Below are 14150 nucleotides of genomic sequence, written 5' to 3'. Positions count from 1 at the left end.
GCAGCAACGGCCCGGAGGGGGGCGGGCAGGACGCCCGCCATAAACTGCCAGGCATTAATTTAGTGAAGAAGCCCATCCTGCCGGATGGGCTTTTTTGCGTCTGTGTGGAATGAAAACCGCGGGCTGAATGTATTTTGTAGGCCTGATAAGCGCAGCGCATCAGGCACATCGCAGTGCCATCGGGAGCAAAGCAATATCCTGAGCCTCCATAACACAAGCCATCCAGCGGTATATGCGGTAAACCCCCAATCTGAATTTTCTGTATTACCTCCCGAAAATATCAGGATCGCCTGCGACAGTTACGTGTACCTTTATCTATAAGTAAGGGTCTATCCGGAGAATAAAGTGTTCGGAAAAATGGAATTAAACTACATGCCGGGGCTAAAAAATTTATTAGCGTACGATAAAAGCTGGCTAAAACATGATGTTAAAGCCGGGTTATCCGTTGCTGCCGTAGCACTACCGGTTGCGATTGCTTACGCTGAGTTGGCGGGAGTCGGGGCTATCGTCGGGTTATATTCCTGCGTTTTGCCAATGCTAGCTTATGCGCTGTTTGGTTCTTCCCGCCAATTGATTGTTGGTCCTGATGCCACGACCTGCGCGGTGATTGCGGCCGTTGTGGTTCCTCTTTCTTCCGGAAACCCAGAACTTCACTGGCAGTTGACAATTGTCATGACTGTGATGATGGGGGGATGGTGCCTGCTTGCCAGTAAATTTCGCCTGGGCGCGCTTGCTGACTTGCTTTCGCATCCCATTCTAACGGGTCTGCTTAACGGGGTTGCCGTGACGATTATTGTCGGGCAACTCGGTAAGGTATTGGGGATTACGCTTGATGAAGAGCAAGTGATTGAGAAGATCATTGCCCTGCCTGGCCGACTCTCAGAAATTCATTTATTAACCTTAGGGATCTCCATCCTAACGTTAGCGATTTTAATAGCTATCAAAACGTTTCGTAGCCAATGGCCAGCACCGTTGATTGCTATTGTGATAACAACGGCACTGGTATGGATCACATCTGCACAGCAGTATGGGATTGCCACTATTGGGGGATCGGGCTTTCAGTCTGGTTTGCCCGTCGTTCACTGGGGCTCGTTTCAGCCTGGTCTGGCGCGTGATTTATTGATCCCTGCGCTGAACCTGGCGTTAGTCAGTTTTGTTAGCCTGATGCTCACCGCTCGCAGTTTTGCCGCGAAAAACGGATACGAAATAAATGCTGATGCTGAGTTCAGGGCTTTGGGTGTCGCGAATCTAATGTCTGGTTTATCTCAGGGGTTTGCGATTAGCGGAGCCGATTCCCGGACTGCAGTAAATGATTCCTCTGGAGGGAAAAGCCAGCTTGTTTCCGTTGTTGCTGCCTTAATCATCGGAATCGTCGTGGTATTTTTCACGCAGCCATTACAATTTATTCCGGTATCTGCATTAGGCATTGTTCTAATTTATGCATCGTGGTCATTAATTGATTTACGCGGACTCTGGAACCTGAGGCGAAGAAATAAACCCGCATTTCGCCTGGCGTTCTTCACCTTTGGCTGTGTTCTGATTATTGGTGTTATTCAGGGGATTGGCCTTGCGGTATTGTTGGGTCTGTTGCAGTTCCTGCGCACAGTTTTCCGTCCTACTGAACACTTATTGGGAATTGACGAAAATGGGATGATTCACTCATTAGGTAATACAACCGATGTGAAAATGATCCCTGGCGTGTTGATGTACCGGTTTAACTCACCGCTGACCTATTTTAATGTGGCCTATTTTAAGCGCCGCGTTTTGAATTTAGTCGATGGTGCAGTACTACAACCTAAATGGGTGGTCATTGACGCCGTTTCTTGCTTTACCTATTCAGATATCAGCGTTCTGGCAACCATTAATGAGTTAAAACGGGACCTGAAGGGGCGGCAGATTAAGTTAATTCTTGCGGGCCGGAAAACGGAGTTAACACGCTGGTTTAAGGAGAGTCGACCGACAATGAAAGATGACGACATGATTCTGGCACCAGACCTTTATTTGGCGCTCCGGTTCATTCAAAGCAAAGAAAGCATGAGTGAGGGTGAATCTGGCGTTGTTGAATAAAGCAGATTTAGGTAAATGATCAGGCTGGATGGAAGGCGCCGATGACGATAATGAGCTGATTGCCTACTTGCTCGACTGGGTAGCGACAGACCTTAAGCTGGGTTGAATTGAGCAGATACCCTGTGCGCAGATCGAAACGTAGACCGTGGGCGCAGCACTGGATAACTTCCCCTTCCAAACGACCTCCGCACAGGGACGCCCCCTGATGGGGACAGCTATCATCAATGGCGTGGAACTGCCCGGCAACGTTGAACAGCGCCAGACTCTTGCCCTCTGTCTCGATCAAGGCGCGTTGACCGGGAGCGGGTACGCGCCCGACCGGAACGGTGATGTATTTTGCTTTCATCTTGCGGTTCCTTTCACGATTCTGTTTATGTCCGAGCCCCATGGGTATGGGGAGTGGCGTCCGGTTCACAAGCAATGGATGGTGGTGAATCACTTTCCAGCCTGGCCATATCTTTGTGATAGTGCCGCTTGGCATAGAAGAAGATGGCTGCCACCACGATACTGACCAGAGGCACTAGCTGGAAGGCTTTATCCAGACCGATAAGATCGGAGATATGTCCCGTGACAAAGGGACCAGGCGCCAGCCCGAGCAAATTGTTCGCTAGGGTCAGGGTGGCAAAGGCTGTGCCGTGTACGCTGGCGCTGGTCAAGTTGGCGACCATGGCACCCGCTGGGCCCGAAGTGCCAGTGGCGATGAACATGCCCAGACAAATCGAGACCAGCTGGGGCAAACCGGTCGGCAAGGCGAACGCCAGCGACAAGAGTGCGCAACTGCTGAGGCTGTAGAAAATGGCCAGGCTTATCTTGCGATCGGGTCTGTTCCGGCACAACTTGTCGCTCAGAATGCCGCAGAGGATCATACCCGCGCCGCTGAACAGCACTATTATGGCGGCAATGCTTCCCGCCTTATCCGTGCCCATTTCGTAATAACGGTTAAGATAGCTCGGCATCCAGACGATGACGGTTCCGCCGACAAACAGTTGCAAGCCGCTACCAACATAGGCTGAAATCACGGAGCGACTGGAATAGAGCGTACGCAACGACTTGCTGTAGGCCGCAGGGGCAGGGCGAGCTACGCTACCCGCGGGCGAAATGCGGCCTTCCTTGACGATGATGGGATAGAGCGCCGCCAGCACCAGTCCGAACAGCGCCATGCCAGCGAAGGCCAGACGCCAGCCCATCAGATGGGCCAGAAAACCACCGAAAGCCATACCCAGTACAGAGCCAAACATACCGCCGGAGATGAAAGCACCTGACAAAGTAGCCCGCATCTCCCTGGGGAAGACAGAGACCACGACGGCGATACCAACGCTGCCATAAGCAGCCTCGCCCACTCCGACCAGGAAGCGGGCGATGAACATCTGTTCGTAACTCTGGGCCACGGCACAGCCCAGCGTCGCCAGGCTCCACAACATGGCCATCAGCGCCAGGCTTTTTACCCGGCCAAAGCGATCCGCCAGCAGAGAGAGCGGGAAGGTCAGTAACCCGACCATTAGCGCCACTATACCGCTGAGCAGACCAAGCTGAGTATCCGTAAGCGCCCATTCTCCCTTCAGCATGGGGAAGATGGCGTTGAGTACCTGACGCGACATATAGTCTGAGATAAGCAATCCAAAGGTCAGCGCAAAGACAATCCAGGCATAACGACGCGGAACGGTAACCTTGCTCGCTTCGTCATCGTTGTTGATATGATACGTAGCCATACAGTTCCTCATTCATTTGTCCGCGCCACGGAGTGCTCAGGACGGTGACCTTTTTGCAAACCGCGTTTGTCAGGTCGCCCCACCCGCAGTGGAGGAGCGGCGTATCTCGTTTAGCAGCGCTGCGGTACACCTTTCTCGCCAGCTTTGCGATTCGGTGCCATGCCGTTGGCTATCAGCGTTTGCTCGATACTGTCGTACTGCACACCGATACGATAGATAGCGCGAGCTTCCTTGCCGTTTGCCACATCGCGGCCCAACTCGTGCGCCACCCGTACACACTGTCTGATCTGCTCGACCGAGCTCATGCGCTGACCGTTCTGACCAATAATGGTGTCCTCAATGCCGCAGCGCGGGTGCAGACCTATAGCCATGGCCATCATGTTGAAGGGAAGCACGTTTTTGAGCAGGGATTCGGCTGTCAGGGTGCATCCATCTGGTACGCACTGGACGAAGTTCATGAAGTTATGTGGGTTGGGGCCATCGAAACCGCCGCCGATGCCTATCCAGGTCAGATTGAGTGGGCCCATGTAGATTCCCTTGCGCACCAGACGCTCCAGCGTTTCATAGGCGTGCATGCCGGTCAGCTGAAAATGTGGCTGGATGCCATGAGCTTGTAGGCGTCTGAGATGCTCTGCTACCCAGGCCGGACCCGCCGGTACTGTCATTTCACTGTAAGCGGCCTGCAAAGCCGGGTTAGCCAGAGAGGTACCTTCCAGGTATTCCGGATAGAGCAGCTCCATAATGTTCATCTGGGTGGTGTTAATGGCGACCGTGACCTGATCCGGCTTAGGCGTCAGCTCAGCCAGCATGTGGCGGGTGTCGTCAGATAACCACTTGGCCGCCTCGCCATCACTTTCCGGGGCGAAAGATATGGAGCCTCCAACCTGAATAATCATATCCGGTACGGCCTTGCGCACCCCGGCAATCAGCTCGTTGAACTTGGACAGTCGCTTGGAGCCGGTACCATCTAACTCACGTACATGCAGGTGCAGCACCGTTGCACCGGCTTCGTAGCAATCCACTGCCTTCTGGATTTGCTCCCCCATGGTGACTGGGATATCTTCCGGGAAGTCTTCTGGCGCCCACTCCGGGCCGTAAGGAGCCACGGTGATCACGACCTTTTCCATGTTCTCCGGGTGCAGGGAATCGTCAAAAAATTGCATCTATTCTCTCCTGGTATAAGGGTCTTGATGAGTCGTTGATCCACCCAGGCAAATTCACCTGGGCGGCGATAGAATCTAGAAGGGTTTGTCGCCCATGATCCCGGCCCGCTCCATCTTGCGGTGGCAAGGCGGGTAGTCCATTGCGGCATAGTGCTGGGTGCTGCGGTTGTCCCAGATGGCGATACTGTCGGACTGCCAGCGCCAGCGAACCTGGTATTCAGGAAGGTAGGCCTGGCTTATCAGATAGCGCAGTAGGTCACTGCCACCCATGCTATAGTCCTGTCCGTAGCGAACATGCTGCGGGGTATGGTAGTTGCTAAAGTGCGTGGTGAACGCGTTGACGAACAGGATCTTCTCATCTGTTTCTGGATGGGTTCGCACCACCGGATGCTCTGCGTCCGGGAACTGTGCCTTGAGTGCCAGCCGCTTCTCGATGGGGGCAGTCGCTCCGAAGCTGGCTTCCAGACTATGGTAGGCACGCAAGCCTGCTATTTTCTGTTTTATTTCGTCGGGCAGGTTCTGATAGGCCACTACCATGTTGGCCCAGAGCGTATCTCCACCCACTTGCGGACTCTCGACACAGCGCAACACGCAGCCCAGTGGCGGCTTTTCGCGCCAGGTCGCGTCGGTGTGCCAGGCATTTTCATAACGTTCGTTCACCACATCTGGCGTCTTGTAGATACGAACCAAACCAGGATGATCCGGGTCACTGCCTATCACCGGATGATCCTCCAGCTCGCCGAATAATCTGGCGAAAGCGACGTGTTCGGCACGGCTGATTTCCTGCTTACGCAGGAAAAGAACCCGGTGTCGGAGCAGTTGTGCCCGGATCTCCTTAAACAGGCCTGTGTCATGAATCGCGTCGGCCAGACGAACACCGCTTAGCTCAGCGCCGATATGGTAGGTCAGTTGTTCTACACGCATACCATGCTCCCCTAGATGACAAAGATCGATGAGCCCGTGGTCTTGCGAGATTCGAGATCGCTGTGGGCTTTTACCGCATCTTGCAGTGCATATTTTTGGTTGATCTCAATTCGGATACGCCCGCTGCCGACATGCTCGAATAGCTCGGCGGCAAGGGCCGCTTTTTCGACCGGATCGGCGATGTAGTCGGCCAGCGCCGGGCGGGTCAGATGGAGAGATCCCTTCATCGCCAGCAATACAGGATCGAAGGGTGGGACTGGGCCGGACGCGGTGCCGACGCAGACCATCAGGCCGCGACGCTTGAGCGAGTCCAGCGAGCCCATGAAGGTACTCTTACCGACGCTGTCGAACACAACATTGACGCCGACGCCCTCAGTCAGGGTGCGCACGCGTTTGGCCACATCTTCATGGCTATAGTCGATGATGTAATCGCAGCCATGGGCACGAGCCACCTCGGCTTTAGCCTCACTGGAGACGGTGCCGATCACAGTCAAGCCGAGCAGCTTAGCCCACTGGGCAACGATAAGGCCGACACCACCCGCGGCGGCATGCAACAAGATGGTGTCACCGGGCTTGAAGTGATGGATGCGGCGCATCAAATAGGCAGAAGTCAGCCCGCGCATGGTCATGGCGGCAGCCGTCTCGAAAGAAATGTTGTCGGGTAGCTTGATGAGCGGTGCTGCTGGGATCAGTCGCTCAGTTGCATAAGCGCCGAGGGTATTGAGGAACCCTGTGTAGGTGACACGATCGCCCACCGCCACGTTAGTCACCCCGGTGCCGATGGCCTCGACTACCCCAGCCGCCTCGACGCCCATGCCACTCGGCATCGGGACAGGATAGGTACCATTGCGGAAATAGGTGTCGGCATAGTTCAGACCGACAGTGACCTGGCGCAGGCGAACTTCACCGGGGCCGGGCTCTCCGACGTTGACGTCTTCGCAGCGCAGTACCTGCGGCCCCCCAGTCTCATAAAAGCGTATGGCTCTGGCCATCTTTATTCTCCAGCTCGTCTTTAATGTGGGCAAAATGCCTCGAACTGAATTGAATCTAGGTGGTTACGTAGATGTTCGCTTTTCATCTGGCGACAGCCGCTTTTCATCTCGTGACGACCGCCGTGAATTCATCATTTTAGCTGGGGGAAACCAGCAAAATATGACCCCGCTAGATGGCCGTAATAATGTTTCTTAAGGGGCAATTATTTGAATTTAATGAGCAATCACTATGCTGAAAAGTGCTAAGCAGAGGCCTGTTATTAATGGCCCACACTGATGCGTTGGCGACGGAATGTATTGATTTGATACTGGAGAATGCCGGCGATATTAACTTCACCGAAGCTGGCATTGAACGGGCACCCATTTTGCTAAAGGGCGATCAGCATCCGCGCGGGGACGGTGAGATCCCCGGCAGAGCATTGATACCGACATGCTACCTGAAATATAGACAGCGTGACTGTTGTTAACCTTACGCTATGAATGCGACAGATCGCTTAAATGCTTTCCTTCCCATTGCTGGCTTCGAGCTCGCGGATCAAGCGCTTGTTGATCTTGCCGACGCTGGTTTTGGGAATTTCCGGGACTATCCTTATCTGTCGTGGGATCGCCCATTTATTGATGTGGCCGCGGTCGACGAATCCTTGCAGATGCGCCACTATGGCCTGCGGCTCCAGGTCCTCCCCTTCCTTACAAACCACCAGAGCCAGGGGGCGTTCGCCCCACTGTTCATCAGGTATCCCGACGACGGCTACCGACCTGACAGCCGCGTGTGAGCTGATGAGGCTCTCCAGCTCCAGCGTGCTTATCCACTCACCGCCCGTCTTGATTACGTCTTTGATGCGATCCTTTATTTCCACTATCCCATGGGGATCGATAGAGGCAATGTCGCCGGTATGCAGCCAACTGCCATTCCATAGCTCAGCTCCTTTCTCGGGTTCCTTCAGGTAGCCCTGAGTCAGCCAAGGGGCTCGCACCACTATTTCACCCAGGGCTTCGCCGTCGTGCACTACCTCCCGACCTTCGCCATCGACGATACGCAGATCCACCAACGGAACAGGCAGGCCGGTCCGAATCCGCAGGGGTAACTGCTCATCCATGGGAAGGGCCAGCTCGGCATCGCTTAAGTGGGTCATACAGAGCAGGGGACAGGTTTCAGACATACCATAGCCAGCGTGAATGCGTATGCCCTTATGGTGGGCCTGTGTCGCCAGTCCAAGGGACAGTGAACTGCCACCCAGCAACATCTTCCATCCCGACAGATCGGTCCGTGTGGCTTCGTCGCACTCGAGGATCATTTGCAAGATGGTTGGCACACAGTGCGAGAAGGTTACACCCTCATCGTGATAGAACCGCACCAGCTTGTTGGGTTCGTAACGACCGGGGTAGACCTGCTTCACACCCAGCATTGTTGCGACATAGGGAGCGCCCCAGGCGTGCACGTGAAACATAGGAGTGATCGGCATGTAGACATCGTTCGATCGTAGCAGCGACTGTCCCTCGTGGGCTGCCAGGAGACCCAGCTCATTGAGTGTGTGCAGGACCAGCTGACGATGGCTGAAGTAGACCCCCTTGGGATTGCCCGTGGTTCCAGTGGTGTAGAACAAGGTCGCTACCGAGTTTTCATCGAAGTCGGGGAAGTCAAAGCGATCTCCCGCTGCGGCCAGCAGGGTCTCATATTCCCCCAGCACCGGCAGGCTGGTTGCCTTCGATTCTTCGTCGCTAAGCTGGATGTATCCCCGGACAGTGGTTAGCGTCTCTGCCAGTGACTCGACAACCGGCAAGAAGTCGTCGTGCACCAGTACCAGGTTGTCCTCGGCATGATTCATGGTGTAAGCGATTTGGTCCGCCGAGAAGCGGACGTTCACCGTGTGTAGCACGGCACCAATCATAGGCACCGCGAAGAAGCACTCGAGGGCGCGATGGCTGTCCCAATCTAGCAGGGCGACGGTGTCTCCAGGCATGACACCGGCCGCTGTCAGCATGTTTGCCAGGCGATGGATGCGCTGTTTGAGGGTGCGATAGTCGTAACGCAGCTTGTCGGCGTAGACGATTTCTCGCTCGGGATGAGAACGCCCACCCGACAGCAGCAAGCTCTTGATCAGCAACGGATAGGCATGGGCTCCCTGCGCTGACTGTATGACTCTTGTTTTCACCATCCAGATTCCTCGTTGACTCATTATTTGCTCGGTATGATGGCAATTGTAGATGAAGGTTGGCCTTTACTCCCTGGCGTTTGCTTCAGATGTCGAGGCGGCGCACCAGCTCCAGTCCCTGGGGCCATGGACCGAAGCCGCTTGCCGGATTGAGGTGACCCACGGCACCCAGTTCAACAATCTCACTGCCCCAGTCGGTCGCCATGGCTCGCACTGCGTCAGCGCTGGCAAGGGGATCATTGTTGCTGAGGGCCACAAGGCTTGGAAACGGCAACCGCGTGCGTGGCAACGGATACCAGCCCCCAGCCTGTAGGGTTTCATGGCTCGGGTACTGGGCTGGCCAAAGGGCGTCAAGATCTGGCGGGGTGACCAGCAAAGCCCCCTGGATTTGGTGTTGATGCTGCAGCGCCCAATGCACTGTCATCAGTACACCGGCACTGTGCGCCACCAGTATGACGGGGCCATCTATCTGCGTGAGCGCCTGTGCAATGGCCTCGACACGAGCACGGCAATTGAGCTTGTCCTGGGTCAGAGGAGGTACTGAACGCACGCTGGCGAGGCTTGCCGCCAGATGTGTCTGCCAATGTTCCGCTACATGTTCGCGTAATCCGGGGACGATTAGCACTGTAGCCTTGGTATGCAATTTATCCATATGACTTTTTGCTCTCCATACGGGCCCTGCCAGAGCCCAGGGTCTCGCGAGCAACAGTAAAGCCCAAACATTCACATTGCTTTACTTTTGACGCCATGGATTTGTCATTTCACGACAGGAGCAAATAAGACTAAGACCTCTGCCAGCGCTATCCCACTTTTTCAAAAAAGGGAAGTGTCAATGTTGCAAAACGGAGATGAAAAACTTTCCATTTTGTTACGTGACTGCTAATTAAATGTTAGCAAACAGTTTTCGACACAGATTAATCCTTTAAGGAAGCTGCACTATGACTGTCTTAGCCAGAGCTGCCATCCTCACCAATTATCTGGACGTCACTCGTCAACTCGGCCTCAATACGCAGCATTTATTAGCGCAGGTGGGGCTCAGTGCTTACGTCCTGGGTATGCCTAATCAACGCATTCCCGTCTCCACTGCCATTAAGCTTATTGAACAGTCTGCCCTCGTCAGCGGGTGCGATACCCTGGGTCTGCGGATGGCGGAGCATCGTCATCTGTCGGATTTTGGCGAGATAAGTCTGCTGCTCAGTCACCTGCCCACTCTGCGCGATGCGCTACAGGGGATAGTGCAGTATCGCCACCTGTGCAATGACTCGCTGGCAATCTTCGTTGAGGAGGCGGGTAAGACGGTTATCATTCGCGAGGAGGTGATCACCGACATCCCCATCTCGTCACGCCATGCCACGGAGCTTGCGGTTGGGGTTATGTATCGTTTTTGCGCTGCTCAGGTTGGCGTTGGTGCAAATTGGCATCCCATCAGCATCAACTTCACCCACTCTGCGCCGAAGGATCTCACCGTCCACAAACGCATATTCGGTTGTAAGGTGGAATTTGGCTGTGAATTCAATGGTATTGTCTGTAAGGCTGCCGATTTGGACATCGCCAATCCGCTGGCCAACAAGGCCATGGCCCGCCATGCGCGCAACTATCTCGACTCCCTGCTGGTGGAAAACCGCCAGTCTTTGCTGTTCGATGTACGTAAGTCTATCTACCTGCGGTTACCCATGGGACGCGCCACCATAGAGCAGATCTCTCGCACCCTGGGGATGAATGTGCGGACCCTGCAACGCCATCTGGAAGAGAGCGGAGCGACCTTCAGCGAGCTTATCAATGAAGTGCGGCGCGATCTGGTTATTCGCTACCTGCAGAATCCAGGCTACTCTCTTGGCCATATCGCTGACATGCTAGGCTACTCTATGCCCAGTTCCTTCACCCGCTGGTTCAGTGCCCAGTTCGGTATGCCTCCCGCGACCTGGCGCTCCCGCAACAGTATTGTGCCCAAGGTTGTTCAGATAAATTACTCAAATTTAGCCTACGGTTAAGCACGCCAGACAAAGAGGTGTGCCTGATACCGCTATATTTTTTGCAGTACCATCGTGGTTCCAGTGAAAGGTTTAAGTGTCGTGATGAGGTGGGGTGGGAGTCGCTGTGGGCAAAACGATAAGAAATCTTGCGGAGCCCTGAAAGCAAAAAACCCGCCATAGGCGGGTTCTTCTAAATAGTGGTGCCCGGACTCGGAATCGAACCAAGGACACGGGGATTTTCAATCCCCTGCTCTACCGACTGAGCTATCCGGGCAACGGGGCGCATTAAACCGTATTCACGTCTGTCAGTCAATCAAATTTCTGGAAACATTGTTCAACCGCTTAATATTGCGGCAATCTGCATGGTTATGCCTGAAGTTTGCACAAATCTATCCGGCAGAGACGACGAAAACAGATAATGCTCGCTTAGGTCAGCGCACCGCCCATTCGGCACTGGGCAAAGCGCAGGATATCTTCAGCCAGGCGGTGTGCCGTTTCGACATCAGCATGGCTACGATTAACCAGCATGCGGCTCAGGCAGCCTTCCAGCACCAGTTCCATCTGTTTGGCGACCATTGCCGGGTCGTCAACTTCCAGCGTCGTCAGCAGCTCATGGGTGAAGTCATGTGCCGCCTTTTTTTGCTGATCGGCTAACTGATGGATCGGATGCCCGGGATCGGGGTAAAACGTACAGGCGGCGATGAACAAACAGCCGGGATAGCGATTATTGCTCACGCATTCGGACAGCGCAGTGTAGCGCGCCAGTAATTTCTGCTCAGCGCTCAGCGTGTCATCCAGTAAAAGCTGACGCCGCCAGATATCCACCCGCTGGCTGAGGTAACGCAGCGCATCGTACAGAATGGCCTCTTTATCGGGCCAAAAGCGCTGCAGTTCATCCAGAGGATAATCGATGCGTTCGGCCACCATTTCCAGCGTGGTATTGGCTATCCCTTGCACCTCAAGTAATTTCAGGGCTTCTCCCAGGACATCTTCACGTTGCACGGTATTCTCCTCCGTATTTCCTGTTGCAAGTGTCGCTCACGGTTGGCGATCGCGCAAATGTGCGCTGAAGGTCGCGGCATCCATAAAGCCCGTAACCCGAGCTTCCGGGTGCTCTTTCCCCTCGGCATCAAAGAACAAGATAGTCGGCAAACCTAAAACCTGTAGATGTTTCAGGAGTGCGACATCCTGTGCATTGTTTGCTGTCACATCCGCCTGCAATAGCACTGTGTTGCCTAGCGCTTGCTGAACCTGCGGATTACTGAACGTGTACTTTTCAAATTCCTTACAGGCTACACACCAGTCGGCATATAGATCCAGCATGACTGGCCTGCCTTTAGCTTGCGCCAGTGCTTGATTTAACGCATCTATCGATGCCACCGGCGTGAAGTTAAGATGTGCCTGGGTTTGAGCATATGGCGCGCCGAACGCCCAGTCTTGCAATGGACGCACGCTTACCAGTGCTGCGGCTAACAGGACAATCTGCACGATACGCATCCAGGCGTGCTTTGCCTGCAGGCTGGTGATGAACGCCCAGCCAAAGAACGCGACGCCTAGCAGTGACCATAAGCGAACGCCCCACTCGTCGCCAACGATACGTTCGAGTAAGAAGACGGGAAGCGCCAGAATGACAAAGCCAAAAGCGGTTTTGACATGTTCCATCCATGGGCCACTTTTAGGCAGCAGGCGGTTGCCAAATACGGTAATCAGCATCAGGGGTAATCCCATCCCCAACGCATACAGATACAGTGTGCCACCTCCCAGCCACATGTTCCCGCTCTGAGCGATATACAGCAAAATCGCGCTTAGCGGGGCCGTTGTGCAAGGAGAACAGATGAGGCCAGCAATCGCCCCCATCGCAAAGACGCTGCCGGGAGATCCGCCTTGCTGGCGGTTACTCATTAGCGTGAGACGCGTTTGCAGTGATGAAGGCAATTGCAGCGTGAACAAGCCAAACATCGACAGAGCCAGCAGCGTAAAGATGACGGCAAGGCCAATCAGGACGTAGGGATGCTGAAGCGCAGCCTGGAACTGCAAACCGGCGGCTGCAACAACCAAACCCAGCGCGGTATAGGTGAGCGCCATCCCTTGAACGTAGATAAACGTCAGCAGCAGTGCCCGTCCGGTTGATAAGCGCTGCTTGCCACCCAGTACGATACCGGAAATCAACGGATACATCGGCAGTACGCAAGGCGTAAACGCGATACCAATTCCGATCAGCAATGCCCACAGTGCGGAGAAGGGGAGTTGGGCCGTGGGCTGCGGTTTCTCTTGCGGATCTGCAGTGGCTGGGGCTGGCTCAGAGGCGGCCGCGGAACCAGCAGACACTTCACTTAATGGCACCGTTTTTGTTTCTGGCGGATAGCAAAATCCGGCGTCGGCGCAGCCCTGATATGTGATCGTTAATGTTGCGCCAGACTTAGCCTGATTGATCGTGATCGGGACAGTCAGCTGTTTACGGTAAATCTTACTTTTGCCGTAAAACTCATCTTCATGCCAGACGCCTGGCGGCAGTTTTACCTCAGCAATATCGGCCTGAGATGGCGTAATGCTTATCTGTTTGCGATACAGATAGTAGCCATCTTTAACCTGCCATGTGAGGTTCAGATCGTGTTGGTTTTGCTGAAAATCAAAAACAAACGCCCGATCGGTAGGAACAAACTGCGAGCGGCCAGGCGCGTCAAATAATCCGGCAAAGGTAGATGTGCTGCACAGCAGCAGGATCAGCGTAAGGATGCGTTGAGCCATGAGCGGTAATCAAAGTCTCCGTGAGTGACGGGTAAAACCAGAAGTTCAGGCGTTTGATACGGATGATGTGACTTCAGGCAATCGAGAAGGGCTTGCTGGTGTGTGACGGTGGTTTTTAAAATCATCTGGACTTCATATTCCTGTTCCAGTTTGCCTTCCCAATAGTAGAGGGAGGTCGCACCGGGTAGCAGGGTCACGCAAGCAGCCAGCTTTTCCGCCAGCACTTTGGCGGCGAGATCCTGGGCGGTTGCTTCATCCGGGGCGGTACAGAGCACCACAACGGTATCGGGGATGGAAATATCCTGACTCTTTACATCAAGCATAAACACCTCGAAAGAACAGAGTAACCAGCAAAAGAATGGTCACTATACAACGGACGAGGGAAGGATGTTAGCTAAAGCGGGGTGGGGAGGAGGAACTG

Annotated in this window: 13 protein-coding genes and 1 tRNA gene; 3 read left to right on the top strand and 11 right to left on the bottom strand. The window is 54.3% G+C overall.

Annotated features, from left to right (window positions below):
• Positions 1 to 345 precede the first annotated feature (345 nt).
• Positions 346 to 2067, top strand: a complete 1722-nt coding sequence (locus tag OGY09_RS02675; RefSeq protein ID WP_050592459.1) for a SulP family inorganic anion transporter — start codon at positions 346 to 348, stop codon at positions 2065 to 2067.
• 19 nt (positions 2068 to 2086) lie between these two features.
• Here the strand turns inward: OGY09_RS02675 and OGY09_RS02670 are convergent, their stop codons facing one another.
• The 5 genes from OGY09_RS02670 to OGY09_RS02650 all read right to left on the bottom strand — a co-directional run bounded on the left by OGY09_RS02670 (position 2087) and on the right by OGY09_RS02650 (position 6855).
• Positions 2087 to 2413 carry a Rieske (2Fe-2S) protein gene (locus OGY09_RS02670; protein ID WP_032942143.1) on the bottom strand — a complete coding sequence of 109 codons (327 nt, stop codon included), beginning with the start codon at positions 2411 to 2413 and terminating at the stop codon, positions 2087 to 2089.
• Positions 2414 to 2438: 25 nt separating this feature from the next.
• Positions 2439 to 3776 carry an MFS transporter gene (locus tag OGY09_RS02665; protein WP_050592460.1) on the bottom strand — a complete coding sequence of 446 codons (1338 nt, stop codon included), beginning with the start codon at positions 3774 to 3776 and terminating at the stop codon, positions 2439 to 2441.
• Between the two features lie 110 nt (positions 3777 to 3886).
• Positions 3887 to 4939 carry a beta-keto acid cleavage family enzyme gene (locus OGY09_RS02660; protein WP_032942144.1) on the bottom strand — a complete coding sequence of 351 codons (1053 nt, stop codon included), beginning with the start codon at positions 4937 to 4939 and terminating at the stop codon, positions 3887 to 3889.
• A 75-nt stretch (positions 4940 to 5014) separates the two neighbouring features.
• Positions 5015 to 5863, bottom strand: a complete 849-nt coding sequence (locus OGY09_RS02655; RefSeq protein WP_032942145.1) for a TauD/TfdA dioxygenase family protein — start codon at positions 5861 to 5863, stop codon at positions 5015 to 5017.
• Between the two features lie 11 nt (positions 5864 to 5874).
• Positions 5875 to 6855 carry a quinone oxidoreductase family protein gene (locus OGY09_RS02650; protein ID WP_032942146.1) on the bottom strand — a complete coding sequence of 327 codons (981 nt, stop codon included), beginning with the start codon at positions 6853 to 6855 and terminating at the stop codon, positions 5875 to 5877.
• Between OGY09_RS02650 and OGY09_RS02645 the strand changes: the two genes are divergently transcribed.
• Positions 6842 to 7051, top strand: coding sequence for a hypothetical protein (locus OGY09_RS02645; RefSeq protein WP_032942147.1), 210 nt, complete (start codon positions 6842 to 6844; stop codon positions 7049 to 7051). The genes OGY09_RS02650 and OGY09_RS02645 overlap by 14 nt on opposite strands.
• A 298-nt stretch (positions 7052 to 7349) precedes the next feature.
• On the opposite strand, the gene OGY09_RS02640 is transcribed toward OGY09_RS02645, so the two are convergent.
• Positions 7350 to 9011: a fatty acid--CoA ligase gene (locus OGY09_RS02640; RefSeq protein ID WP_032942150.1), complete on the bottom strand. Its 1662-nt coding sequence runs from the start codon at positions 9009 to 9011 to the stop codon at positions 7350 to 7352.
• Positions 9012 to 9093: 82 nt separating this feature from the next.
• The gene (locus OGY09_RS02635) at positions 9094 to 9660 is read right to left on the bottom strand and encodes an RBBP9/YdeN family alpha/beta hydrolase (RefSeq protein ID WP_032942152.1); all 567 of its coding nucleotides are present in this window, start codon (positions 9658 to 9660) and stop codon (positions 9094 to 9096) included.
• 286 nt (positions 9661 to 9946) lie between these two features.
• Between OGY09_RS02635 and OGY09_RS02630 the strand changes: the two genes are divergently transcribed.
• Positions 9947 to 10999 (top strand): AraC family transcriptional regulator, encoded by a 1053-nt coding sequence (locus OGY09_RS02630; protein ID WP_032942153.1) that lies wholly within the window; start codon positions 9947 to 9949, stop codon positions 10997 to 10999.
• 180 nt (positions 11000 to 11179) lie between these two features.
• On the opposite strand, the gene OGY09_RS02625 is transcribed toward OGY09_RS02630, so the two are convergent.
• The 4 genes from OGY09_RS02625 to cutA all read right to left on the bottom strand — a co-directional run bounded on the left by OGY09_RS02625 (position 11180) and on the right by cutA (position 14052).
• A tRNA-Phe gene (locus tag OGY09_RS02625) sits at positions 11180 to 11255 on the bottom strand.
• A gap of 152 nt (positions 11256 to 11407) precedes the next feature.
• A complete protein-coding gene (locus OGY09_RS02620) occupies positions 11408 to 11983 on the bottom strand; it encodes a transcriptional regulator (protein WP_008785982.1) in 576 nt (191 codons plus the stop codon).
• Positions 11984 to 12019: 36 nt separating this feature from the next.
• On the bottom strand, positions 12020 to 13729 hold the full coding sequence (locus OGY09_RS02615) for a protein-disulfide reductase DsbD (RefSeq protein WP_032942155.1): 1710 nt from the start codon (positions 13727 to 13729) through the stop codon (positions 12020 to 12022).
• Positions 13705 to 14052 (bottom strand): divalent cation tolerance protein CutA, encoded by a 348-nt coding sequence (cutA, locus tag OGY09_RS02610; protein ID WP_003025447.1) that lies wholly within the window; start codon positions 14050 to 14052, stop codon positions 13705 to 13707. Before cutA ends, OGY09_RS02615 begins: the two co-directional genes overlap by 25 nt.
• Positions 14053 to 14150: the final 98 nt, after the last annotated feature.

Origin of the sequence: Citrobacter sp. Cpo071 (assembly GCF_030332765.1) — a bacterium.
Taxonomy (GTDB): domain Bacteria; phylum Pseudomonadota; class Gammaproteobacteria; order Enterobacterales; family Enterobacteriaceae; genus Citrobacter; species Citrobacter portucalensis.
The sequence above is the reverse complement of the archived record's forward strand: the minus strand, read 5'-3'. Positions and strand labels throughout refer to the sequence as shown.

Coding starts and splice junctions, on each gene's coding strand:
- OGY09_RS02670 (WP_032942143.1), bottom strand. CDS start 2,413: ATGAAAGCAAAATACATCACCGTTCCGGTCGGGCGCGTACCCGCTCCC.
- OGY09_RS02665 (WP_050592460.1), bottom strand. CDS start 3,776: ATGGCTACGTATCATATCAACAACGATGACGAAGCGAGCAAGGTTACC.
- OGY09_RS02660 (WP_032942144.1), bottom strand. CDS start 4,939: ATGCAATTTTTTGACGATTCCCTGCACCCGGAGAACATGGAAAAGGTC.
- OGY09_RS02655 (WP_032942145.1), bottom strand. CDS start 5,863: ATGCGTGTAGAACAACTGACCTACCATATCGGCGCTGAGCTAAGCGGT.
- OGY09_RS02645 (WP_032942147.1), top strand. CDS start 6,842: ATGGCTCTGGCCATCTTTATTCTCCAGCTCGTCTTTAATGTGGGCAAA.
- OGY09_RS02650 (WP_032942146.1), bottom strand. CDS start 6,855: ATGGCCAGAGCCATACGCTTTTATGAGACTGGGGGGCCGCAGGTACTG.
- OGY09_RS02640 (WP_032942150.1), bottom strand. CDS start 9,011: ATGGTGAAAACAAGAGTCATACAGTCAGCGCAGGGAGCCCATGCCTAT.
- OGY09_RS02635 (WP_032942152.1), bottom strand. CDS start 9,660: ATGGATAAATTGCATACCAAGGCTACAGTGCTAATCGTCCCCGGATTA.
- OGY09_RS02630 (WP_032942153.1), top strand. CDS start 9,947: ATGACTGTCTTAGCCAGAGCTGCCATCCTCACCAATTATCTGGACGTC.
- OGY09_RS02615 (WP_032942155.1), bottom strand. CDS start 13,729: ATGGCTCAACGCATCCTTACGCTGATCCTGCTGCTGTGCAGCACATCT.
- cutA (WP_003025447.1), bottom strand. CDS start 14,052: ATGCTTGATGTAAAGAGTCAGGATATTTCCATCCCCGATACCGTTGTG.